The sequence below is a fragment of the Streptomyces sp. NPDC004051 genome, assembly GCF_053604275.1.
In genome coordinates this window covers 1-21,977 of the sequence record NZ_JBSGHG010000008.1, presented here as the reverse complement: position 1 = coordinate 21,977, position 21,977 = coordinate 1, and the positions used below count along the sequence as shown (strand labels likewise).

22 protein-coding genes are annotated in these 21,977 nt (G+C 71.1%); 7 read left to right on the top strand and 15 right to left on the bottom strand.

What is annotated here, in order from left to right:
* Window positions 1-198 precede the first annotated feature (198 nt).
* From ACWEQO_RS11560 to ACWEQO_RS11550, 3 genes are all read right to left on the bottom strand, one after another.
* On the bottom strand, window positions 199-762 hold the full coding sequence (locus ACWEQO_RS11560) for an SRPBCC family protein (protein WP_452981633.1): 564 nt from the start codon (window positions 760-762) through the stop codon (window positions 199-201).
* Between the two features lie 266 nt (window positions 763-1,028).
* On the bottom strand, window positions 1,029-1,235 hold the full coding sequence (locus ACWEQO_RS11555; RefSeq protein WP_452981630.1) for a DUF397 domain-containing protein: 207 nt from the start codon (window positions 1,233-1,235) through the stop codon (window positions 1,029-1,031).
* Window positions 1,232-2,089, bottom strand: a complete 858-nt coding sequence (locus ACWEQO_RS11550; RefSeq protein ID WP_452981627.1) for a helix-turn-helix domain-containing protein — start codon at window positions 2,087-2,089, stop codon at window positions 1,232-1,234. The genes ACWEQO_RS11555 and ACWEQO_RS11550 overlap by 4 nt, the downstream gene beginning before the upstream one ends.
* A gap of 176 nt (window positions 2,090-2,265) precedes the next feature.
* Here ACWEQO_RS11550 and ACWEQO_RS11545 point away from each other — a divergent pair, with 176 nt between their 5' ends.
* Complete coding sequence (locus ACWEQO_RS11545) at window positions 2,266-2,769, top strand: ATP-binding protein (RefSeq protein WP_452981624.1); 504 nt, start codon at window positions 2,266-2,268, stop codon at window positions 2,767-2,769.
* Window positions 2,770-3,266: 497 nt separating this feature from the next.
* Here the strand turns inward: ACWEQO_RS11545 and ACWEQO_RS11540 are convergent, their stop codons facing one another.
* From ACWEQO_RS11540 to ACWEQO_RS11525, 4 genes are all read right to left on the bottom strand, one after another.
* Complete coding sequence (locus tag ACWEQO_RS11540; protein WP_452981621.1) at window positions 3,267-4,643, bottom strand: hypothetical protein; 1,377 nt, start codon at window positions 4,641-4,643, stop codon at window positions 3,267-3,269.
* A gap of 220 nt (window positions 4,644-4,863) precedes the next feature.
* On the bottom strand, window positions 4,864-5,094 hold the full coding sequence (locus ACWEQO_RS11535) for a hypothetical protein (protein ID WP_452981619.1): 231 nt from the start codon (window positions 5,092-5,094) through the stop codon (window positions 4,864-4,866).
* A 394-nt stretch (window positions 5,095-5,488) separates the two neighbouring features.
* Window positions 5,489-5,977: a hypothetical protein gene (locus tag ACWEQO_RS11530; protein WP_361458756.1), complete on the bottom strand. Its 489-nt coding sequence runs from the start codon at window positions 5,975-5,977 to the stop codon at window positions 5,489-5,491.
* 279 nt (window positions 5,978-6,256) lie between these two features.
* Entirely contained in the window at window positions 6,257-6,649 is a 393-nt protein-coding gene (locus ACWEQO_RS11525) for a DUF5997 family protein (RefSeq protein ID WP_361458754.1), read from the bottom strand.
* Window positions 6,650-6,720: 71 nt separating this feature from the next.
* On the opposite strand from ACWEQO_RS11525, the gene ACWEQO_RS11520 reads away from it, so the two are divergent.
* The gene (locus ACWEQO_RS11520; RefSeq protein ID WP_361458752.1) at window positions 6,721-7,521 is read left to right on the top strand and encodes a LysR family substrate-binding domain-containing protein; all 801 of its coding nucleotides are present in this window, start codon (window positions 6,721-6,723) and stop codon (window positions 7,519-7,521) included.
* A 26-nt stretch (window positions 7,522-7,547) separates the two neighbouring features.
* Here ACWEQO_RS11520 and ACWEQO_RS11515 read toward each other — a convergent pair whose 3' ends face one another.
* Together ACWEQO_RS11515 and ACWEQO_RS11510 are read right to left on the bottom strand one after the other, a co-directional pair.
* Window positions 7,548-8,297, bottom strand: coding sequence for a DUF4142 domain-containing protein (locus ACWEQO_RS11515; RefSeq protein WP_361458750.1), 750 nt, complete (start codon window positions 8,295-8,297; stop codon window positions 7,548-7,550).
* Between the two features lie 503 nt (window positions 8,298-8,800).
* Window positions 8,801-9,496 carry an HAD family hydrolase gene (locus ACWEQO_RS11510; protein ID WP_361458748.1) on the bottom strand — a complete coding sequence of 232 codons (696 nt, stop codon included), beginning with the start codon at window positions 9,494-9,496 and terminating at the stop codon, window positions 8,801-8,803.
* A gap of 222 nt (window positions 9,497-9,718) precedes the next feature.
* On the opposite strand from ACWEQO_RS11510, the gene ACWEQO_RS11505 reads away from it, so the two are divergent.
* A complete protein-coding gene (locus ACWEQO_RS11505) occupies window positions 9,719-10,771 on the top strand; it encodes a lactonase family protein (protein ID WP_452981612.1) in 1,053 nt (350 codons plus the stop codon).
* Window positions 10,772-10,876: 105 nt separating this feature from the next.
* Here the strand turns inward: ACWEQO_RS11505 and ACWEQO_RS11500 are convergent, their stop codons facing one another.
* Together ACWEQO_RS11500 and ACWEQO_RS11495 are read right to left on the bottom strand one after the other, a co-directional pair.
* Window positions 10,877-11,800: a sirohydrochlorin chelatase gene (locus ACWEQO_RS11500; protein ID WP_452981609.1), complete on the bottom strand. Its 924-nt coding sequence runs from the start codon at window positions 11,798-11,800 to the stop codon at window positions 10,877-10,879.
* A gap of 84 nt (window positions 11,801-11,884) precedes the next feature.
* Window positions 11,885-12,973 carry an N-acetylglucosamine kinase gene (locus tag ACWEQO_RS11495; RefSeq protein ID WP_452981606.1) on the bottom strand — a complete coding sequence of 363 codons (1,089 nt, stop codon included), beginning with the start codon at window positions 12,971-12,973 and terminating at the stop codon, window positions 11,885-11,887.
* A 94-nt stretch (window positions 12,974-13,067) separates the two neighbouring features.
* On the opposite strand from ACWEQO_RS11495, the gene ACWEQO_RS11490 reads away from it, so the two are divergent.
* Complete coding sequence (locus ACWEQO_RS11490; RefSeq protein ID WP_361458740.1) at window positions 13,068-13,784, top strand: uracil-DNA glycosylase; 717 nt, start codon at window positions 13,068-13,070, stop codon at window positions 13,782-13,784.
* Between the two features lie 109 nt (window positions 13,785-13,893).
* On the opposite strand, the gene ACWEQO_RS11485 is transcribed toward ACWEQO_RS11490, so the two are convergent.
* Window positions 13,894-15,054: a WD40/YVTN/BNR-like repeat-containing protein gene (locus ACWEQO_RS11485; RefSeq protein ID WP_452981602.1), complete on the bottom strand. Its 1,161-nt coding sequence runs from the start codon at window positions 15,052-15,054 to the stop codon at window positions 13,894-13,896.
* A 52-nt stretch (window positions 15,055-15,106) separates the two neighbouring features.
* Complete coding sequence (locus ACWEQO_RS11480; protein ID WP_452981599.1) at window positions 15,107-16,825, bottom strand: DNA alkylation response protein; 1,719 nt, start codon at window positions 16,823-16,825, stop codon at window positions 15,107-15,109.
* A gap of 101 nt (window positions 16,826-16,926) precedes the next feature.
* On the opposite strand from ACWEQO_RS11480, the gene ACWEQO_RS11475 reads away from it, so the two are divergent.
* Window positions 16,927-17,715, top strand: coding sequence for a PaaX family transcriptional regulator C-terminal domain-containing protein (locus tag ACWEQO_RS11475; RefSeq protein WP_452981942.1), 789 nt, complete (start codon window positions 16,927-16,929; stop codon window positions 17,713-17,715).
* 107 nt (window positions 17,716-17,822) lie between these two features.
* Here ACWEQO_RS11475 and ACWEQO_RS11470 read toward each other — a convergent pair whose 3' ends face one another.
* Window positions 17,823-18,626, bottom strand: coding sequence for a pectate lyase (locus ACWEQO_RS11470; RefSeq protein WP_361458732.1), 804 nt, complete (start codon window positions 18,624-18,626; stop codon window positions 17,823-17,825).
* 374 nt (window positions 18,627-19,000) lie between these two features.
* On the opposite strand from ACWEQO_RS11470, the gene ACWEQO_RS11465 reads away from it, so the two are divergent.
* Window positions 19,001-19,468 carry a DUF6214 family protein gene (locus ACWEQO_RS11465; RefSeq protein WP_361458730.1) on the top strand — a complete coding sequence of 156 codons (468 nt, stop codon included), beginning with the start codon at window positions 19,001-19,003 and terminating at the stop codon, window positions 19,466-19,468.
* Between the two features lie 18 nt (window positions 19,469-19,486).
* On the opposite strand, the gene ACWEQO_RS11460 is transcribed toward ACWEQO_RS11465, so the two are convergent.
* Window positions 19,487-20,158 (bottom strand): DUF305 domain-containing protein, encoded by a 672-nt coding sequence (locus ACWEQO_RS11460; RefSeq protein ID WP_452981595.1) that lies wholly within the window; start codon window positions 20,156-20,158, stop codon window positions 19,487-19,489.
* Window positions 20,159-20,365: 207 nt separating this feature from the next.
* Between ACWEQO_RS11460 and ACWEQO_RS11455 the strand changes: the two genes are divergently transcribed.
* Complete coding sequence (locus ACWEQO_RS11455) at window positions 20,366-21,886, top strand: LVIVD repeat-containing protein (protein ID WP_361458726.1); 1,521 nt, start codon at window positions 20,366-20,368, stop codon at window positions 21,884-21,886.
* Window positions 21,887-21,977 lie beyond the last annotated feature (91 nt).

Sequence of the window (21,977 nt, the reverse complement as noted above, 5' to 3'; positions counted from 1 at the left end):
AGGAACCGTCCCCAGGCGGAGCCTTCCGGGCCCGGGCATGCGGCTTGGCGCTGTCCCCGGTATCTCCCCGGCGCGAGGTCGACTTGTACGAGCACGCCGCCGGCACCCCGGCCACCGCTGGCACCCCGGCCACCGCCGGCAGCAAGACCCTGGTGGTCAACACCGATACCACCACCCCTTCGGAGGCCGCTGCCCGGATCACTGCCGCTCTTCGGCAAGCCTCTTGATGCCGCGAAGGGTGGCTTCCATCCCCGCGCGCAGTTCTTTCAGCCGGAAGGAAATGATCTCCTCTTCCCGATCCGGCCAGCGCTCGATGGCCAGGGTGACCCCGTTGCGGCCCGGCCCGATGAGGGCCGACTGCCGCAGCCGGGAGCCCTCGCCCTCGGCCTCGAGTTCATAGCGCCAGGACGCCATAGGCTTCGCCGGATCCAGCGTCGGCTCTCCGTACCGGCCGTCCGCATCCGTGACGGCCCAGGCGAACACCCTTGGTTCGTCCGCCTCGACCACGTGGGAGACGGTCCGCCACTCGCCGAGCTTGTCGTGGTGGTTGTAGCCCTCGAAGCGCGCACCCACCACGGGCCGGTCCGCGCCGTCGAGCCATGCGACGCGCTGCAGCTCCGGACTGAGCCGGGCAGGCAGATGGACGTCCGCCACCAGCTCCCAGACCTGCGGCAAGGCCGCCTCGACATGAACGTCGCAGTGCACACGTGGGCCATCGGCGAATCGCACGTCAGTCTCCCTCGGTTCGGACTGCCTGATCATCTACGGTCCTGATCCGCCTTGACAACCGTCCCAAGCCTCGTCGGCTCGTACAGGGGCCGGGCAACCGCAACAAGCGGCTCGTCGGGGAGGAGGGAAACTGCTGCGTTCGCCCAGGGCTGTGACCGACGTCCGCTACAAGCAGGCATACACCGACCCGGTGAGCGGCGCCACCCCCTGTCTGAACCGGCGGCATGACAAGGGGCTCGTCCACGTCACCTGAAGTGGCGCGGACGAACCCGTTGTTGCGCTTCGGAACTCCAGCGGCGCTACAGGGCTGCGAGCGCCACGAACGCAGCCCACCCGGCCTGGCCGACCCGCAGCACGGGCCCGCCGTCCACGGCCTTCGAGTCCCGTACATACACGGTGTCCGAGCCGACGGCCACCTCTACGCAGTCCCCGCCGCTTGTTCCGCTGTAGCTGCTCTTGAACCAGGCGAGTTCGCTGGACTGCTCGATGCCCTGATCGGTGCTCATAGCTCCCCTGCCATGCGCTCGATGAGACGGGAGGACTCCTCGGTGTTGAGGGCCTGTGTGCGCAGCATCCCATACCGCAGCCAGAACTCGCTGACCTCGTGCCGGTCGGACCTGACGCTTACGACGTCCTGTGCCTCGATGTACGCGAACTGCTTGCGGTCGGTCGACTCGATCAGCACCATCGGCCCGTTGAGTCCGCTGTGGGCACCTCGAACCGTGGGCATGATCTGGAGTTCGATGTTGCGCATCTTCGAGCACATCAGCAGGTGCTCCAACTGTCCTTGCATGACGGCAGCGCTGCGGACCACCCGCAGGATTGCTGCCTCCTCCACGACGAACACGAAGACCATGGGCGGGCTCTTGCGACTCAACAACGCCTGACGCGCAAGGCGAGCCGCGACCCTTTGCTCGACGATCTCATCGGACAGTGGCGGAAAATGCGCTTCAAGCAACGCCTGTGCGTATGCCTCGGTTTGCAGCAATCCGGGAATCAAGAGGGGATCGTACGAGAACCTGCTCACGGCCTCGGCCTCCAGCAGGGCGAAGTCCTGGAAAAAGACGGGGAGTTTGGCCCGGTCCACGTCCTCCTGGAGCACCCGCAGAGCCCCGCTTGCCTCCAGTACCCGCTCTGCGGCCTCCGTGAAGGCCGCCTTCGCCGGTCTGCGGCCCTGTTCGACGGAGGCGACCTGCTCCAGTGAGTACCCGATCGCCTCACCGAGGGCCTGCTGGGTGAGGCCGGCGCGTTCGCGGAAAAGGCGGACGAGCTTGCCATAGGCGCTCCACGCCGCCGGACGTTCCTTGTCCGGCCCGCGTCGGCCGGTGGTCCCGCATTCCCGCTGGGTGGTCCTGCCCATCGCGCCCCCTTGTTCCGCGCAGCGTTGCGTTGTGACCGATAACGACCGACCTGACGTTCCGGCCACGAGCACGGATCCGTACACCTGCCGTACGAACCCGTACAGCGGCCGTACCGCGTGACCGGGTACGGAAGTCCGACCTCGCCAGGCTATCTGCGTGACGGGACGGTTACTCTGTGGAGTCATCCAATGTCAGGGTCGAACCACCCACCGGCGCCCCACAACTCACCCTCCGCCTCAGCAGCACCGCACGCGGAGCCCGTCTCGCCCGCCACCTCGCCGGGCAGCAGCTCGCGGCCTGGGGAATCCCGTACGAATCCGAGACGTCACAGGCCGTCGCCCTCGTAACGGCGGAGCTGGCGGCCAATGCCATCACTCATGGCCGTACCCCCGGACGGGACTTCCGGCTGACGCTGCTCCTCCTGCCCGAGCGTGCCGCCGTCCGTGTCGAGATCACGGACACCCGCCCTGAACGCCTGCCGGACGACTCGGCCGCCGGTCCGGCCGCACTCGATGCCCCGTCGGGACGTGGGCTGCTGCTCGTGGAGGCATACGCCGAACGGTGGGGCTGCGAGGTCCGGGACGCGTACACGAAGACCGTCTGGGCGGACCTGACGGTCATCGGGCCGCCCTTCTCCCACGCATGGAGGAGTCTGCCGGCTGAAGCACGCCCGCGGTGAGTAGATTCTCCCCGCACGACCATGGTCCGACACGCGGCCGTGGACCCCGCGCCATGGAAGAGGGCTTCAAGCTGGGTGACATCCCATGTCCGTCCGGGACCCTGGCCGTCGTCGACGGCGCCCGGCAGCAAGGCGAAGCCGGAGGAAGCGGAGACTTCGAGGACGGGCTGCGACACGATCACCCGGAGAGTGTGCGGCACATCGTTCCCGTTCCGCACTGTCATAGTGCGACGGCCGCCGTCCGCGAAGATCCTGGAGGACCTCCGGGAGCACCCTGGACCCCAAAATGCTTCGGGCTTCGCGTAGTTGTCGTTTGCCCTGGCGGCAGGGGCCACGCGAAGACCTCCTACGTCTGCCTGCCCTGGCGGGCCCACGCCTTCTCTGGGGGGCCCTACGGGTGAGGCGATCCCTCGACAGAGTTCATGCAGCTCAGTGGCTTGGATATGGAATGGAGCGTCTGCAACAGGTGTGGTGCAGGCGGACTCACCGAGTCCTCCCTAGAAGGGTGGCTCCAAGGAGTACCCGCCTTCGCTCAGAGGGACGGGCTCGGGCTTCGGTGCGGCGGCCCGCTGCTCGGCCACTGTCGGGTGGACGGCGATCGCCTCGGCCGCCTGTCCTTGACTGATCAGGACCTCGCACAGTTCCTCACGTGCCTTGATTGTGCCGAGTGCCCGCAGTTCAGTGGCGGCAGCGTCGAGGTGGCCCGCGGCGCTGAGGAGGCCGGCCTTGACGATACGGAGGTCGGTCCAGGGGTCCGGGCGGGCTTCGGCGAGGGCGATCGCCTCGTCGACGCGGCCGAGCCCGGCAAGGGCGAAAGCCCGCCACCAGTGCTGGAACTCCTCGTGGTCGTAATGGGGCACGACACTGGGGTGCTCCACGAGGTGGAGCAGCTCCTCGGGACGGTCGAGAAGCGGGTGGACGAGTGGTGCGAGGAGGTTGGAGCAGTCGTACCAGCCGAAACCGGGTTCGGCCACGGCGATCGCGTCGTCCAGCCGGCCGTCCCGCAGCAAGACCGAGGAGAGCCAGGCGCGGTAGCCGACCCAGTCGTCGGCAGCGATGGCATCGCGCATCACGGACTCGGCCTCCTCGGCTCGCCCGTGGTCGCGAAGGGCTCCGGCGTAGATGTCCAGGACGGTGTGCGCGTTCTGTCCGGTGGCCAGCTCGCGTAGCTCGTCGAACCGACCATGACGCGCCAGAAGCTCGGCGTAGGCAGTGAGAGTGTTCTGCGTGAGGTAGTGGTCTCCGGCTATGTCCTGACCCAGGATCCGGATCGCCTCGTCGGCACGGCCGGCGCGCTCCAGCACCTGGGCCTGGAGCTCCTGCGCGTTGGAGAAGGGGTGGTTCCACCGGCTCTCGCCCCGGGCCCGGCGCGCGCTGTCGGCGTGCGGGGCGATCAGCTCCAGCACCTGCTCGTCACGCTTCTGGCCTGCGGTGATCTCCACCAAGACGGACAGGGTCCACCATCCGTCGATGTGCGGGACGAGCAGATCGATGGCCTCGTCGACGCGCCCTGCCCTGACAAGCAACTCAGCGAAGTCATGGCACTCGGCCTTCGAAGGCCGACCGGCTTCGTCCGGACGGACCAGATTCAACGCTTCCTGCGGCCGTCCCGCCCGGAGCAGGATGTCCGCCTTCGCCCACACGGCAGTCGGCCACCCGGTCGCGACGAACGGCTCCGTCACCTTCAGCGCCTGTGCGAACTTTCCCGTCCGGCACAACTCCTCCACCGCGCCCTTTGCACAGAACCACTCGCCGCGTTCCGCCGCCGCCTGGATCACCAGGTCCAGATGACCGTGCTCCAACAGAAGGCCCACTCTTCTCGGGGGAAGACCACCGAAGTTGCTCGCCTGCCATGCAAGATCATCCATGCTCATGTACGAGAGCGTAGGAGCGCCCACCGACATGCTGCCGAGAGGAGCGGCCCGACCCGTCGGGGTGACATTCGGAATGACCGGACCGCCGACCCGGAGGGGGCCGTACCACCCCGTCCCACCAGGGATGACGGGCCGTAGAGCTCAACACCGTTGCGTTTGGGTCTTGAGTGGCGGGTCAAGTCCCGGTGAACTGGACAACGGGAGGCCCTGAGAGAAGTCGTCACTCCTCGTGCGGCATGGGTGCCGGTTCGGCCTCCTCCATGCGGCGGTCGGTCCAGTACTCCTCCACGTCGCGCTGGTCGTGCTGAACCTCGGAGGTCGATGTGTCGCCCCCGGGCTCAGGCGGAGAGGCGGGCGACTCGGACGTGTTCTGACGGAGTGTGACGACGGTGGCCACAGCCGCAGCGACGCCTGCGGTGACGATGAGGGCGCGGACGCCGGAGCGCTTCATGGGCTACCTCCTCGGCGAGTGCGGAGCCGTACGGGAACGGCGCTCACCCCGCCACGCTATTGGCTGTGCGGCGGGGTGAACACCGATCCGCTGGATGCCGGGTGACGGAGCCCTGGTCGTCGAACATCTGCTTGACGCTGTCGCCGTAGGAGGAACTCCGGTTCAGGCCGCCGAAGTCGCAGCCAAGCGCCGGCTTGCCGCCGTATCTCGAACGGCATGGCAGGGGTGTTCACAGCGCTCCTCACCGCGGAGGGCCGTGACGCGGCGGCTGACCTGCACCAAAGTCCATGGTCGACGTGTCACGCAGGGATCAGGCACAGCTTCTTACGGCGGTCCAGCGGCTTGCGGCGACATCCCGTCTCGTCGAGAGAGGAAGATCACCTCGACGAGGCACTCACCACCCGCCCGGCTCCGCCGGTTCCGGGCCGGGCGGGGTGAGGACGGCGAGGGTGCCGGTGGCTGTGCGCAGGGCCTGTTCGAGGGTGGTGGGGCAGTGCAGGGTGCCGGTGCCGTCCGGGGGGACGAGCCACTCCAGGCGGCCCGTGGGGCGGTACGGCGGGGGCACCGCCACCCAGGAGCCACGGCTGACGTGCCGCACACCGAACCCGACCCACTCGCCGGACGGATCGGGCGGCAGGAAGAACCCGACTCTGCGTGCCATGACATCCACCAGGGTGGGTCCGGGCACCTTCAGCGGGTCGCTCCACAGGAGGTCCAGGGCGAGCAGCCCGAGCCGGTCGGGAACGCTCAGCACGTCCCAGTACCGTCCTGCGGCGAGCAGTGCCGTCCCCGTGCCGTGATCCCATTCCCGTTTGCACTGCCGGGGGTCCCTGGCCGCCGCGGCCAGCCATTCGACGGCCTGTTTCCAGCTGGCGCTCTGCATGTCCCACCCCGCGCACGGTCGGCTGCGCCGCTGTCGGCGCGTGCTGGTCACGGGCCGACGGCCGTACGGTCGTCCGCGCGTCGACCCGGCGTGCAGCCATGGTCGTAGATATTTCTATGCGACGGAAGGGGTGGGACAGGCTCGCGTTCCGTCGGTATCGCGGCACGCGGGGGCGCGTGCGGACGAGAACACCCCCGAAGGGAAAGCCCGTGCGGGGGTGTTCGGGCTCGTTCGAGGGTGTTCGGTGGTGAGGAAAGGGCGCGCTGGGGGATCAGCCGGTCAGCCGTTGCGCTTCGCGCGCTCCTCGTTCCGCTGCCGGATGCGCTCTTCTTCCTTGCGGACCTCCGCCTGCGTGGCCTGTTCCCGCGCCAGCCACTCGGGGCGCTCCTCCCGGAGAGCCTTGATCTGCTCGGTGGTGAGGGGCTCGGTGATCCCACCGCGGGCGAGACCCGAGATGGAGATGCCCAGCCTGGCCGCGACCACCGGGCGGGGGTGCGGGCCGTCGCGCCGCAGGTCCTGCAGCCACTGGGGCGGGTCCGCCTGGAGCGCGTTCAGCTCGGCGCGTGAGACGACACCCTCCCGGAATTCGGCGGGGGTGGCCTCGAGGTACACACCCAGCTTCTTCGCCGCGGTCGCGGGCTTCATGGTCTGGGTGCTCTGGTGCGACGTCATGGTGTCCAGGGTATCGACCGTGTGCGCGACCGCCGACCACGATCAGTGGACGGGGCCGGTAACCTGGCCGGGTGACAGGCTCGGATGTGTCCCCATCGTTCCGGCTCGTGTACGCACCCGGGGTGATGCCCGGCAAGTGGGCGCGCGTCTGGGGCGAGCGACTGCCCGACGTCCCGCTGACCCTCACCCAGGTGCCCGCCGCGGAGGCGGCCGACCTGCTGCTGAACGGGGACGCCGACGCGGGCCTCGTCCGGCTGCCCGTCGACCGGACGGTGTTCAGCGCGATTCCCCTCTACACCGAGCAGACGGTCGTCGTGGTCCCCAAGGGCCACCTCGTGACGGCGGTCGACGAGGTGGCCCCCGAGGACCTGGCCGACGAGATCGTGCTGCACCCCCTCGACGACGTCCTCGGGTGGGAGACCCTGCCCGGGAAGCCCGCCCTCGAACGGCCCGCGACCACCGCCGACGCCGTCCAGCTCGTCGCGGCCGGGATCGGCGTGCTCGTCGTACCGCTGTCCCTGGCGCGGCTGCACCACCGCAAGGACGTCACCCACCGGCCGCTCAGGGACGCCCCCGAATCGAGCGTGGCGCTGGCGTGGCCCGAGGCGGCGACCACCGACTCGGTGGAGGATTTCATCGGGATCGTCCGCGGCCGGACCGTCAACAGCACCCGGGGCCGCACCCGACCCCAGCCCTCCGCGCAGGAGAAGCGGGAGAAACGGGAAAAGCAGGAGAAACCAGGGCGGGCCGCCGGGAAGGGCGGTGCCCGCCGGCAGCAGGCGGCGGGCGGACCGGCCGACCGGGGGCGGCGGAAGGGCACCGGCGGCACACCGAAGAACCCGCGCCGGGGCACGCCCCGCCGCGGGTCCTGACGTCCGCCTCCCGGCTTCCGGGGCGCCTACTTCACCGCTTCACCGGGCGTCGGCGCGGGGGAGACCGTGTTGAGGTCCTTCAGCTCCTCGGGGATCTCGAGCACCAGCACCGGGGCGCCCGCCTGCGGGGCCGGCGGCGTCACCTGCTCCCTGGGCAGCTTGGGCGGGCTGGTCTGCTGGAAGTTGACCTGCTCGTGATTGACCAGTCCGGTCTTCTCCAGGACCGTGATGTGGTCGAGCACGGTGTCGTTGGCCTGGTCCGCCAGCTGTCGCACCAGGGTGTTCCTGGTGTTGGCCCGGACCTTGGCGATCACCGAGAAGATCTGGCCGTGCGTCACCCGCATGATGTTCACGGCCGTGGTGTCGAACTCCTTGTCGTTGGTGGCCTTGATGGTCTCCACGAACTGTTCCTGCTGGGGCGAGGCCTGGTTGGGCAGGGTGATGCCCAGTTCGAGGGAGATCCTGCGGCAGCTCTCGTCGAGTCGTCCGTGCCCCACGACCAGGTGCTCGCCCACCTCCTTCATCTCCGGCGTCGTGCCCCGCTCCATCGACAGCAGGCCCAAGGGGTGCTCCCACAGTCCGGCGGCGCGCACCTTGACCACGAAGTCACGGTCGGCCTCGGTCAGTTGCCCGTACTGCGTGTTGGCGACGACCCGGTCCTGGGTGCTCGAGGTGTTCTGCACGCCCAGCATGGTGGGGTAGGCGAGCGCGGAGAGGGTGAGAACCATGGCTCCGCCCACGAACGCGGTTCCTGCCGTGCTGCGCGAGATGCGCATCGTGCCTCCTGGTGTATCAACAGCCCAACGCCAGGGAGTACGGATGGCAGTGGTGAAACAATCACCGTTCCGGAAGGAATCTTCTGCCGCCGGCCCCCGGTGCCGACGACCGGCGCGACCGTGCGACGCCGGGTGTCCCGACTTGTGAACTCAGGCCCCGTGCGAGGCATTCTGGACGGTACGGGTCGCCTTGTCGCCATCCGCTCCGCCGGGCGGACCGGCCGGCAAGCAGGCGGCCGCGGCGATCCGCACTCGTGTGACCAGGGGTTTCCTGCCGTCAATGGGCGTTCCTGGCCGGATCCGGTTCAGCGGGGTGCCGCCATCGCCGCTCCGGAAGGGACCGGGACGCCGGAGTCGGAGGTGTCGAAGATCACACGCGGATCCGGGCGCCGGAAGCAGGCGTGCGGCGGCAGGCACAGCAGCAGAACGGACGGGGCGCGGCCGCTGCCGACGGCCGGCGTGCCCGCCCGGACCGGGCGGGCAGCCCTGCACCCGGCCGGGCGTCAGGCCGGTCGAGCCGAACGCGTCAGCCAGTCGTACGCGGCCCGCGCCGTGAACTCCCGCTGGCCACCTCGCAGCAGCAGCCCGGCGGTGGCGAACTCCGGGGCGTCGGCCTGCGCCGCGACATACGGGATCGCGATGCAGCGCATGCCCGCGGCGTGCGCTGCCGCCGCGCCCGGGGCGGCGTCCTCCAGCACCACGCAGTCGGCCGGGTCCGAGCCGAGTCGGCGGGCCGCCTCCAGGAAGACGTCCGGAGCGGGCTTGCCGTGCGCGACCTCCTCGGCCGAGACGACGATGCGCAGATACGCGTCCAGGCCCGTGCCGGCCAGAATCGCTTCGATCGCCTCGGGCGAGGAGCCGGAGGCCACGGCCATCGGAACGCCGTCGGCCGCCAGCAGTTCGACGAACGCGCGCATCTCGGGGTACTCCTGTGTGGAGGCGCGGGCCAGCCCGAGGTAGTGACGGTTCTTGACGCTCAGCAGCTCCTCCACCGGGGCCCGCAACCCGTACCGCTCCCGCCAGTCGGCGATCGTCTCCCGGGTGCTGATTCCGACGTAGCGTTCGTGTTCCGCCCAGGAGAAGTCCGGCACGCCGTACTCGGCGAGAGTCAGCCGGCCCGCCTCGTAGTAGTTCGGTTCGCTGTCCACAAGGGTGCCGTCGAGGTCGAAGAGGACCGAGAGTCCGTCGAGAGTGCTCATGGGGGCCATGATCCCAAAGCGTCCAGGGTGCCAGGTGCTGCGCCCGAGCCGTCCGGCCGATCGACTCCACCGAGCGAACCGAGAGCTTTGGTCTAGACCTTGGGGGGTGGGCTGCTAGCGTCACTCCGGTCGGTGTGAAACCGGCCAGCGCGGAACCGGTCGGAGACCGGCGAGGACCGGCAGGATCAGCCGCGGACGGCGGGGAACCGGAGAGGATCGGGCGTGACGGACGGCAGAGGGCGGGCGTTCATCGGATCGTTCACGGCGGGGGGAGGCCCGGGCATCGTCACCGCCGCCGTCGCCCCCGAGGACGGCGCACTGACCGTCCTGGGAACCCGGAGGGATCTGCCCGACCCCTCCTGTCTGGCGCTCTCGCCCGACGGAAGGACGCTCTACGCGGTCAGCGAGACGGCCGAAGGGGCCGTGGCCGCATACCGGGTGCCCGGCTCCGGGGCGGGGGACGTGCCGGAGCCGGCCGGCTCCCCGGTGCCGGTCCGGGCGAACGGGCCGACCCACCTCTGCGTCTTCGCCGGACACGTCCTCACCGCCAACTACGGCTCCGGCAGCGTCACCGCCGTCCCCGTCCGCGCCGACGGCGGCCTGGGACGGTCCGCGTCCGGGGTCTTCCGGCACACCGGCTCGGGCCCTCACCCGCAGCGCCAGCAGGGGCCGCACGCCCACCAGGTACTGCCCGACCCGAGCGGCCGCTGGGTGGTCGGCGTCGACCTCGGCACGGACTCGGTGCGGGTGTACACCCTGACCGACGGTGTTCCCGCGCAGCACCGGGAGGTCGCGCTGCGCCCCGGCTCCGGCCCCCGGCACCTGGCCTTCCATCCGGACGGCACACGCGCGTACGTCCTCAACGAACTCAGCCCCACCCTGGTCGTCTGCCACTGGGACGCCGCCGAGGGCGCGCTCCGGCCGCTCGCCGAGATCCCGGTCCTGCCCGGCATCCCGTCGGGCGACGCCTACCCGTCGGGCGTCGCCGTCTCGTCCGACGGACGCTTCGTGTGGACCGCGACCCGCGGCGAGGACGTGCTGTCGGTCTTCGCGGTCGAGGGGGACACCGTGGGGACGGCCGGGCTGCGCCTGACCGCCACCGTGCCCTGCGGCGGTCACTGGCCCCGCGCGCTCACCGAGTCCCGCGGCTTCCTGTACGTCGCGAACGAGCGCTCCGGGGACGTGACCTGGTTCGAGACCGACCCGGACACGGGCGTACCCCGGCGCGGCGGTGCGATCCCGGTGGCGGCGGCGTCCTGCGTGGTCGTCGGCTGAGAACCGTCACCCGGCGGGCACCAACCGAAAGGCCCGCTCCGACCACTGGAACGGAAGCGGTCGGAGCGGGCCTTCGGTGTCGTACGAGCGGATGAGCCGCCCCGGTCAGTGCGCCGGAGTGCTCTGCGCCTGCTGCGGGGCGATGCCCAGCGCGGACGTGTACTTGGCGAGGGCGAGCTTGCCGATCGCCGGGTAGGGGCCCAGCGCCTCGGAGGCGGCGCAGTCGATCTCCTTCGCGGCCTCCTCGACCAGGCTCGCGTCGATCTCGGGACCGATCAGGTACGGCGCGAGAGCCAGCTGCTGCGAACCGGAGTTGCGCAGCTGCTCGGCCACCGACGCGATCGAACCCTCCTCGTCCAGGGCCGCCGCGATCACCGGCACGGCGAGCCGTGCGGCGAGCAGCATGCCGGTGATCCCCGCCGCCTGAACGGCCTCGTCACCGCCCACGGAGGCGAGGATGATGCCGTCCGCGGCGGTCGCCACGGTGAACAGCCGGGCCCGGTCGGCGCGGGCCAGACCGGCCTCGGACAGGCGCACGTGCAGAGCCTCCGCGAGCAGCGGATGCGGGCCGAGCACATCGGTCAGCTCGGCGGCGACGCGGCTGTCCATCAGCGCCTGACGGACCTGGCGCAGCAGCGCGCTGTCCGGACCGGCGAGCAGCGGCACGACGACGGCGACGGGGCCGTCCGGTTCCTTGACGTCCATGCCGGCGGCACGAGCCTGCTCGAAGCGGGCGGTGCGCTCCTCGGCGGCGTACGCGAGTACCGACTGCAGCGTGGGAAACTCCTCGTCGTCTCCGTCGAGGTAACCGATCCGAGCGTCCAGGCCGGGGAGCTCGGAGCGGGCGATGCTCACGACCTCGTCCGCGAGGGAACGGGTGGCGCTGCTCGGAGTACCCGGCACGGCGAGGACGAGCGCGGGCGCGCCCTCGGGAGCCACCAGAGGCTCGGGACGGCGGTGCCGTCCGGGCTGGCGGGGGCGCGGCATTCGTACTGGCAGGCCGGACGCGGGCCCAGTGGGGGTGCTCATGGAGCGGAATGTTAGTGGTTTCCTGGGCTCCTCTGTTCGGGGAGGGTACGTCTGCGAGACATCCATCCGGATATGTCTGTTGTGTTATGTGTCGGCGTCAGGGACGACGATGCCCCCTCCACCTGCCGGACTTGTCACGCACAGCATCTTCTCGTCACCCGGAAGGGTGAACGAACCGGTCGCGAGGTCGGTGGCGATGCACACCGCCCCGTGCAGCGGATTGCCCTTGGCCGCCACCCGTCGAGCCCTCGGCAGCCGTTTCGCCAGCTCCTCGTCCAGGGGCACGAGAAGCGGGTCGCCCATGTTGAACAGGCCACCGGTGAGCGCCACCAGAGGCTCGACCGAACCCGGGCTCGAACCTGAACCCGAACCGGCCCCCACGCCCGGACCCGTCTGCGGGCAGACGGCCGCCGCCGAGTCGGCCATGTGCCGGGCGGCCGCCCGCAGGATGTCCGCGGCGACGGCGTCGTCCCCGGCGCACTCCGCCACCCGGGGCGCGAAGGAGGCGAGGACGGCCGCCCGGTCGGTGCGCGGATACAGGTGACCGGGCAGCGCGGCCGCCGGGCCGAACATCTCCTCGGCGCACTCCAGCAGCCGGCCGGAGCCGCCGGCCCGTCCGTCGTGGGCGCGCAGCGCCGCCTCCAGGCCCGCCCGCCCGATCCACGCGCCGCCGCCGCAGTCACCGAGCAGATGCCCCCAGCCGTCCGCCCGGCGCCACCCGGTCAGATCGGTGCCGACGGCGATCAGACCCGTGCCGGCGGCGACCACGGCACCCGGCCGGGACCCCAGGGCGCCGACATAGGCGGTGACGGCGTCGGCGGCCAGCGCCACACGCCGTACCCCCAGTTCCCGCGCCAGCGCTCCCGGCAACTCGGCGCGCAGCGCGTCCCCGAGGCTGGCCAGCCCGGCCGCGCCGACGGCCACCGTGTCCAGCCGTCCGATCCCGGCCTCGGCGGCCAGCCCCCGTGCCATGGGCACGAGTTGCTCCATGAGATGCCCCGGGTCGATTCCCCGGGAACCGGTCCGCACCGGTTCACCGGAAGCGCCCCGGGCGAGCGGACCGCGCCCGGCGGCACCGACGACGACACGCAGTCCGGAGCCCCCGGAGTCCACGGCGACGAATCCGGGCCCGGCGGACAAGGACACCGCGTCCCCCACCTCCTCGACGACCACGACGGGGAGGAAGACTAGCGCCCGGACGGCCTCCGGCGCAGGGGCCCGACCGCTCGGTACGGGATGTCGGTGTGAACCACTAGAGTGATCCGGCGTGGCACCACGACCCTTGCATGAACTTGTTGAGCCCGGCTGGGCGAAGGCCCTGGAACCGGTGGCCGGACGCATCGCGGCCATGGGGGACTTCCTGCGCGCCGAGGTGGCGGCCGGCCGGACGTACCTTCCGGCGGGAGCGAACGTGCTGCGGGCGTTCCAGCAGCCCTTCGACGACGTGCGGGTCCTGATCGTCGGTCAGGACCCGTACCCCACACCGGGCATGGCGATCGGTCTGAGCTTCGCGGTCTCGCCGGACGTGCGGTCGCTGCCGGGCAGCCTGGAGAACATCTACCGGGAACTGAACGCGGACCTGGGCCTGCCCAGGCCCGCCAACGGCGATCTGACCCCGTGGACCGAGCAGGGGGTCCTGCTGCTCAACAGGGCGCTCACCACCGCCCCGCGCAAGCCGGGCGCCCACCGGGGCAAGGGCTGGGAGGAGGTCACGGAGCAGGCGATCCGTGCCCTCGCCGCGCGGGGCGGGCCGTTGGTGTCGATCCTGTGGGGCCGGGACGCGCGCAATCTGCGTCCGCTGCTCGGGGACTATCCCGCCATCGAGTCGGCTCACCCCTCGCCGATGTCGGCGGACCGGGGCTTCTTCGGCTCGCGCCCGTTCAGCCGGGCCAACGACTTCCTGGTCCGGCAGGGCGCCGCCCCCGTCGACTGGCGGCTGCCGTCGGCCCAGGAGACGAACACGGCGGTCCAGCAGGGCCGTTGACGAGGGGCCCCGGGTCCGCCAGGAGGGCGGCCCGACAGCCCGAGTCCCACGGTGCGCACCCGAGCGGTCCACACCGTGGGGCCTCGCGTTTTTCCGGTCCGCGACCCCCTCAGACCACCGCGGCCCGCACGCACAACACGTCCGGCAGATGTGCCGCGAGCTGCTGCCAGCTGTCCCCGTCGTCGGCCGACGCGTACACCTCACCGTTCCGGTTGCCGAAGTACACGCCCGCGGGGTCGGCGCCGTCGTGGCACAGCGCGTCACGCAGCACCGTGCCGTAATGGTCGCCCTGCGGCAGGCCCTCGGTGAGCGGCTCCCAGCTCCCGCCCGCGTCCGTGGTGCGGAAGACGCGGCAGCGCCGGTCGGCCGGGACCCGGTCGGAGTCGGCGTTGATCGGGAACACGTACGCCGTGTCGCCTCGGTGCGGATGCGCCGCCACCGCGAAGCCGAACGTCGACGGCAGACCCCCGCCGATGTCCGTCCACCGGGCGCCCGCGTCGTCGCTGCGGTACACGCCCCAGTGGTTCTGCAGATACAGCCGGTCCGGTGTCACCGCGTCCCGGGCGACCTTGTGCACGCACTGCCCGAACTCCGGGTTCGGATCCGGCAGGAACACCGCGGAGACCCCGGAGTTGGAGGGGTCCCAGCTGGCGCCGCCGTCGCGGGTGCGGAACACGCCCGCCGTGGACACGGCCACCGTCACCGCACGCGGATCCCGCTCGTCGGTCAGCACGGTGTGCAGACCCTCGCCGCCACCGCCCGGCACCCACCGGGAACGGGTCGGATGCTCCCACAGCGGACGGACCAGGTCGAAGGTCTCCCCGCGGTCCTCCGAGCGGTAGAGCGCGGCCGGTTCCGTGCCCGCGTACACCACGTCGGGCTCCGCCGCGGCCGGATGAAGCTGCCAGACCCGCTCCAGCGACGCCCCCGTGTCCTTGGGGAACCTGACGGCGGGCCGCGCCGGTTCGGTCCAGGTGCGGCCCAGGTCGTCGGAGTGGAACACGGACGGACCCCAGTGCGCGCTGTCCCCGCCGACCAGCAGCCGGGGGACCGCGCCCCGGGTGTCGACGGCGATCGAGTACACCGCCTGGGCGTTGAAGCAGGGGCTGCCGTCGAACTCCCAGACGCCACCCCGCCGGCGCCCGATGAACAGGCCTTTGCGGGTGCCCACCGCGAGCAGTACCTCGGTCATGCCGATCACCTCCGCGACGTCGCCGACGCCTTCGTCGACGCATCCGTTTTGGACACCGGCCAGTGTGCACCCCACCACTGACAGTCACTTTTGGATCAGGCGTCGTCGCAGGTCGGACCGGTGCGGCGGCCTACGGGGCCGGAAGCGCGCGGTCCACGATCGAGTCCAGACCGGCCCCCTCGGGCAGCGTGCCGAAGGCGTGCCCCCAGTCACCGCCGAGCCGCGTCGCACAGAAGGCGTCGGCTACCGCGGACGGGGCGTGCCGGACCAGCAGGGAGCCCTGGAGGACCAGGGCCAACTGCTCGACCAGCCGCCGGGCCCCCGCCTGCGCACCCTCCGCCAGACGGCCCTCGAGCCGGCTCACGGCCGCGTCCAGCCGGGCGTCCGCCCCGCGGCTGAGCGCGAGTTCGGCGAAGAACGCCTGCGCCGTGGCCGTGTCCCGGCCCAGCGCCCTCAGCACATCGAGGGCGTTGACGTTGCCCGACCCCTCCCAGATCGACAGCAGCGGGGCCTCACGGTAGTGCCGGGGCATGCCCGACTCCTCGACGTAGCCGTTGCCGCCCAGGCACTCCAGGGCCTCGGCGGTGAAGGCCGGGCCCCGTTTGGTGACCCAGTACTTGCCCACGGCGGTCGCGATCCGGCGGAACGCGGCCTCCTGCGCGTCCCCGCGCACCGCGCGGTCGGCCGCCCCGGCGAGCCGCAGGGTCAGCGCCGTCGCGGCCTCCGACTCCAGGGCGAGGTCGGCCAGCACGTTGCGCATCAGCGGCTGGTCGATCAGCCGGGCCCCGAAGGCACTGCGGTGGCGCACGTGGTGCCCTGCCTCGACGAGCGTCTTGCGCATCAGCGCCGCCGACATCATCACGCAGTCCAGCCGGGTGCAGTTGACCATCTCGATGATGGTCTTCACACCCTGCCCCTCCGGGCCGACCAGCCAGGCGACGGTCCCGTCGAACTCCGGCTCGCAGGACGCGTTGGACCGGTTGCCCAGCTTGTCCTTCAGTCGCTGGATGCGGAACGTGTTGCGCGTGCCGTCCGGCAGCACGCGCGGCAGCAGGAAGCACGACAGACCACCGGGAGCCTGCGCCAGCACCAGGAACACGTCGCACATCGGCGCCGACGTGAACCACTTGTGCCCGTGCAGCGTGTACACACCGGGCTCCGCGGTCGGCGTCGCCCTCGTGGTGTTGGTCCGGACGTCGGAGCCGCCCTGCTTCTCCGTCATCCCCATGCCGGCCAGCAGCCCGCGCTTCTCGCCCGGCACCCGCAGGCCCGGCTCGTACTCCCGGCCGGTCAGCAAGGGCTCGTACACCCGGGCCAGCTCCGGCTGCCGGCGCAGGGCGGGCACCGCCGCGTAGGTCATGGAGGTGGGGCAGCCGTGCCCCGCGTCCGTGTGCCCCCACACGAGTCCGCCGGCGGTGCGCGCGACATGGGCGCCGGGCCGGTCGTCCGCCCAGGGCGCGCCGGCCAGCCCTTCGACGACGGCCGTGCGCATCAGGTGGTGCCAGCTCGGATGGAACTCGACCTCGTCGATCCGGTTCCCGTACCGGTCGTGCGTGCGCAGTTCGGGCTCGTGGCGGTTGGCCTGTTCGCTCCACTCCTGAACCTGGGCGCTGCCGGCCAGCCGGCCGAGCCGCCGCAGATCCTCCTCCGCCCAGCCGGCACCCTCGCGCCGCACCCCTTCCAGGAGGGCGGTGTCCTCGGAGGCGTCGTAGGGCGCCAGGGGAGGGGGCTGGTTCAGGACGTCGTGCGTGGCGTACCCGCGGGGTGCCGCGAGTGCCTCCGGTGCCGCGTGTCCCCCGGGGGAGGCGGCGGGTGTGCCGTGCTGCTCGTGCGCGGTTGTCGTGGCCATACGCCGAATGCTGCATTATTTCTGCGGCTGCAGCAATGGTGCAACGCGTGGCGTCCGGCAGTGCGCCGCGGGGCGAGAAGCGCGCCGTACAGTACGGATCCATGCGGATGAACGACCCGGAGCGAACCGGTGACCTGCTGCTGCGTCCCCTGTCCGCGCGGTCGGTCGTGCTGAGCCTGCTGCTCGGCACGCACCCGCCGCAGCTTCCGGCGCGGGAACTGGGGCGGCTCGTGGAGCGCTTCGGCGTCGGCGGCTCCACGCTGCGGGCCGCCCTCAGCCGGATGGTGGCCGCCGGCGATCTGGTGCGCACCGAAACCGGTGCCGGCTACCGCCTCAGCGGCCGGTTGCTCGACCGCCAGACCCGCCAGGACGAGGCCGTGGGGCCGAGGACGCGCGCGTGGGACGGTGACTGGGAGATGGTGGTGATCACCGCCACGGGACGCGGTCCCGCCGAGCGGGCGGAGCTGCGCACCCGGCTGGCCGCCCTTCGGCTCGCCGAACTCCGCGAGGGCGTGTGGCTCCGGCCGGCCAACCTGGACCGCACGCTGTCCGCGCCCCTCGACGGGGTGGCCCAGCACTACACGGCCCGCCCCGACCGGCCCGCCGCCGACCTGGCCGGGAGCCTGTGGCCGCTGGACGCCTGGGCGGGCGCGGCCCGCGCGCTCCTCGCGCACATCGGCGGCGCCGACCGCCCCGCCGACCGGCTCACCGTCTTCGCGGCCGTCGTACGCCACCTGCTCACCGATCCCGTCCTGCCTCCGGCCCTCCTCCCCGCCGAGTGGCCGGGCGAGGCGCTGCGGGCCGCCTACACCGACTACCGGCGTGAACTCGTCGGCGAGGTCCGCGCGAGCGTGGACGGGCGGGAACGGCGCGGACGAGACGGGCGGTGACGGGGCGGGCGGCGGGCGCGGCACGACACGGCGGCCGTACGGAGCACCGCGCGGGGCGCTCCGTACGGCCGCCGCCTCACCGTGGGGGGCCGTTGTGAGGAGGAGGGCTACTTGTAGGTGATGTCGGACGACGCGTACCTGCAGTACGTGCCGTCGGCGTTCGAGCCGTTGGTGCTGGGCTCCTTGCCGGTGTTGTTGCCGATGTACTTCTGGCAGGGGATGATCTTCTTGCTGCTGTCCCCGACGACCGTGATGTTGCGCAGGGTCACGCTGTCGCCGTAGTTGGTGTTGATCCCGGCGATCCTGCCGCCCTTCCAGTTCACCTCGATCGTGTTGAGGTTGATGGTGCGCTTGTACTGCGTGGAGCAGTTGCCGCAGGAGCGCACGAAGGTCCCGAAGTTCTTGACCGCGAAGTTCGACACGTTCAGCGTCCCGGCTCCGTTGAACTGGAACACCTTGTCGCCGGCTTCCTTCGCCCCGCCGCCGCTGACGGTGTAGACCGCTGACGAGGACTTGCCCTTGAAGGTCGCCGCGTCCTCACCGACGTCCTCCCACCACACGTTCTGCAGCGTGCAGGACCCCTTGCAGTGGATGCCGTCGGCGGCCGGGGCGCCGAGGATGACGTTCTTCAGGACCGCGCCGTCCGCCAGCTCCAGGATCGGGCCCTGGTCCTCGTCCTGGCTGCCGGAGCCCAGGGCGCCGGTGCCGTAGAGGCGCTTCATCCCGTAGTCCTTGGTGCCGGACACCGAGATGGTGGAGGAGACGCCCTCGCTGCCGTTGGCGGAAGGCCAGGTGGCGGCGCCGGCCGGAGAGGCTCCGGCTGTCATAAGCATGCCAACCGAGAGCCCGAGGGTGGCCAGTGCGCCGGTCAGCGCCCGCCCGCGGACGCGCGGTGTTGTCACCGAGGTCATGTTCCGGTTCCTTCTGTCGTGATGTGGGGGTGTCGGCGACGCGGGGGCGTGGAGGCGTGGAGGCGCCGTGGGCGCCCGAGGTTCACGTCGCTGAACGGAACGTAGAGGGAAAGCGCTTTCTGGTCAACGCCCCGTACGGCAGCTATTCGGCCATCTGCAGCGGCAGTGAGCGCATTCTCCTGAAGAGGGGTGAGGTGGTGTCTTCCCGCCTCCTCGGCCGCACGGCCGAAGCGGCGCCCGCTCCGCTGTCAGGGTGCCGTCCATCGGCCGGGGTGCGTGTTCGTCCGTGGGGAAAGTGCTCACGTGATTACGTTGCGGGCGTGCTTGAGGAGTGCTTTCTTCATCTTTCCGATCGTTCTCCGGCGGACGGTGCCGTGTCCGTGCGGCCTGCCTGGGAGGTGCGCGAAGGGGAGCACACGACGCGCTGGTTCGACGTGCGGCTGACCTTCGCGGACGGAGCCGGGGTCGAGGCGCTCGCGATGGTGTCCGGGCACAGCGTCTGCGTCGAGGACGTACGCGCCCGGCCCGCGCTGTCGCTGGAGGATTTGGCGCTGTTCGCCGACTGGATCGAGGGGCCGCTCGCGCGGGCCTGCGGCGTCGAGGACGAACCGGCCGCCGGTGTCCCGTCCGGTACGGGGGAGCGGCGGACCCGCCTGGTCGGACCGCAGGGGCCCGTGGGGAGGCGTTTCGTGGCGCGGGAGTACCGCGCGGCCCAGGAGGAGGGCGCCGACCCGGTGCTCGCCGTGATGTGCGCGACCGGATACAGCCGGCGCGGGGCGCTGCGGGTCATCGGCCGGGCACGTGACGCGGGCCTGCTGACCCCGCGTCACGCCCGGCGGTGAACGGTCCCGGCGCGGGCGTCACAGGAGGTCGCGCATCCGCGTGATCTCGCTCGTCTGCTGGGCGACCACGTCGTCGGCCATCTCCTCGATCTGGATGTTGTTGCCCTGCGCCTTCACATCCGTGGCCATGGTGATCGCCCCCTCGTGATGGGTGATCATCAGCGTGAGGAAGAGCTGGTCGAAGGCCTTCCCCTCGGCCGCGCGCAGGTTCTTGAGCTGGGCCGGGGTCGCCATCCCGGGCATCGCCGCGTGGTCGTGGTCGTGCCCGTCGCTCTTCTCGGCCTTCTCGGTCTTCCCGTGCGTCGTCAGCCAGCCCTCCATCGCCTTGATCTCCGGCTGCTGCGCGGCCGTGATCCGCTCGGCCAGCTTGACGATCTTCGGCGACTCGGCGCGGTCCGGGACGAGTTCGGTCATCTCCAGGGCCTGGGAGTGGTGCTCGATCATCATGCGGGTGTAGGAGACGTCCGCGGAGTTGGGGGAGTCGTCCTCGGCGCGCTGCTGTGCGGCCTCCGCCGCCGACAGCGTCCGGTTCGGCTCTCCGGGCTCGCCCGGTGCGATCACCGAAGGCCCGCCGGTCGCAGCCGACTCGGCGTCGTCCGTGCCGGAGTCGCAGCCCGCGAGCCCGAGTACGGCCAGGGCGGTCAGCCCGGTCGCGGCGACGGACACGCGTGACACGCGGCGGAAGAGCACGGGACCTCCTGTGGCTGGGGCACCCCTCCGAAGGAGGGCTGCGGGACACCTCGTGAGTGCCGACGACTGTCCTGGCACGCTTCCACGCGGCAGTGATCGGAAAACTTCGTCACAGGCGCGTTGCCCACTGTTGTTATGTCCATGGCCAGGACGATACTGCCGGTGCACCGCCCGTTCCGAGCCGAACGGTACAAGGGAGGAAAGACAGTGATCCTGTTGAGAGACCCCCGAACCCGGCGCAGACGGCTGGGAGTTGCCGCAGCGGCCGGGGGGCTGCTGGCCGCGCTGCTCACCGCCGCGCCGGCCGCGGCGATCCCCGACCCCGGGGACGAGCCGACCGCCCCGAAAGAGATCTCCCGAAGCGCGCAGGCCGAGGCGCGTGAGGCCATCGAGAGCGGCGAGATACCCGCCCAGGACGAGGTCGTCCACTCCGGCAACATCCGGCACGTGGCCAACATCCCCAAGGACGCGCTGGCCGGCACCAACTCGGACCTGGCGTTCCAGGGCCGGTACGCCTTCGCGGGCAACTACGACGGCTTCCGCATCTTCGACATCAGCAACCCGAAGTCACCGAGGACGGTGGCCCAGGTGCTGTGCCCCGGCTCCCAGAACGACATCTCCGTCTCCGGTGACCTGCTGTTCCTCTCCACCGACTCCTCGCGCAGCGACAGCAGTTGCAACAGCACCACGCAGCCGGCGACCGAGAAGTCCTCGTGGGAGGGCATGAAGGTCTTCGACATCAGCGACAAGCGGAACCCGCGCTACGTCGCGGCCGTCGAGACCGCCTGCGGCTCGCACACCCACACGCTGGTGCCCGAGCGCAAGAACGTCTACGTCTACGTCTCCTCGTACTCGCCGAACGCCGCCTACCCCGACTGCCAACCGCCGCACGACGGCATCTCCGTCATCAAGGTGCCGCGCAAGGCCCCGCACAGGGCGGCGGTGGTCGGGTTCCCGGTGCTGTTCCCCGGTGAGGGGCCGGACGGCGGCGGGAACCCGGGCGCGCCCACCAACCCGGGCGTCTCCAAGACCACGGGCTGCCACGACATCACCGTGCTGCCGTCCGAGGACCTAGCCGCCGGCGCCTGCATGGGCGACGGCATCCTGTTCTCCATCAAGAACCCCGAGCGCCCCAAGGTGATCGACCGGGTGCAGGACAACGTCAACTTCGCCTTCTGGCACTCGGCGACCTTCAACCAGCGGGCCGACAAGGTCGTGTTCACCGACGAGCTCGGCGGCGGTGGCGCCGCCACCTGCAACGCGGCCGTCGGACCGGACCGGGGCGCGAACGGCGTCTACGACATCGTCGGCAAGGGCGACACGCGCCGACTCGTCTTCCGCAGCTACTTCAAGATCCCCCGTCACCAGGCGGACACCGAGAACTGCGTGGCCCACAACGGCTCGCTGATCCCGGTCAAGGGCAAGGACCTCATGGTCCAGGCCTGGTACCAGGGCGGCGTCTCCGTCTGGGACTTCACCGACTCCTCGAAGCCGAAGGAGATCGCCTACTTCGAGCGGGGTCCGCTGGCCACCGACCGGGTCGTCACCGGCGGCTCCTGGTCGGCGTACTACTACAACGGGCACATCTACTCGAACGACATCGCCAAGGGCCTCGACGTGCTGAGGATCGACGACCGGCGCACGGACCCGGCCAAGAGGATCCGGCTGCGCGAGCTCAACGTGCAGACGCAGCCCGACTACCCCGACTACTTCGACGGCAGGGGCTAGGGCGTGTTTTGAAAGTGCCTGGATCCCCTTGTTCTGCGTCGTGATGATCTCGGTGTGGGGCGAGGGGATCTTTCAGACGAGCAGTGGTCAG

Coding starts and splice junctions, on each gene's coding strand:
- ACWEQO_RS11475 (WP_452981942.1), top strand. CDS start 16,927: ATGCGGATGAACGACCCGGAGCGAACCGGTGACCTGCTGCTGCGTCCC.
- ACWEQO_RS11525 (WP_361458754.1), bottom strand. CDS start 6,649: ATGACGTCGCACCAGAGCACCCAGACCATGAAGCCCGCGACCGCGGCG.
- ACWEQO_RS11555 (WP_452981630.1), bottom strand. CDS start 1,235: ATGAGCACCGATCAGGGCATCGAGCAGTCCAGCGAACTCGCCTGGTTC.
- ACWEQO_RS11560 (WP_452981633.1), bottom strand. CDS start 762: ATGATCAGGCAGTCCGAACCGAGGGAGACTGACGTGCGATTCGCCGAT.
- ACWEQO_RS11510 (WP_361458748.1), bottom strand. CDS start 9,496: ATGAGCACTCTCGACGGACTCTCGGTCCTCTTCGACCTCGACGGCACC.
- ACWEQO_RS11500 (WP_452981609.1), bottom strand. CDS start 11,800: ATGAGCACCCCCACTGGGCCCGCGTCCGGCCTGCCAGTACGAATGCCG.
- ACWEQO_RS11480 (WP_452981599.1), bottom strand. CDS start 16,825: ATGGCCACGACAACCGCGCACGAGCAGCACGGCACACCCGCCGCCTCC.
- ACWEQO_RS11535 (WP_452981619.1), bottom strand. CDS start 5,094: ATGAAGCGCTCCGGCGTCCGCGCCCTCATCGTCACCGCAGGCGTCGCT.
- ACWEQO_RS11540 (WP_452981621.1), bottom strand. CDS start 4,643: ATGAGCATGGATGATCTTGCATGGCAGGCGAGCAACTTCGGTGGTCTT.
- ACWEQO_RS11530 (WP_361458756.1), bottom strand. CDS start 5,977: ATGCAGAGCGCCAGCTGGAAACAGGCCGTCGAATGGCTGGCCGCGGCG.
- ACWEQO_RS11550 (WP_452981627.1), bottom strand. CDS start 2,089: ATGGGCAGGACCACCCAGCGGGAATGCGGGACCACCGGCCGACGCGGG.
- ACWEQO_RS11470 (WP_361458732.1), bottom strand. CDS start 18,626: ATGACCTCGGTGACAACACCGCGCGTCCGCGGGCGGGCGCTGACCGGC.
- ACWEQO_RS11515 (WP_361458750.1), bottom strand. CDS start 8,297: ATGCGCATCTCGCGCAGCACGGCAGGAACCGCGTTCGTGGGCGGAGCC.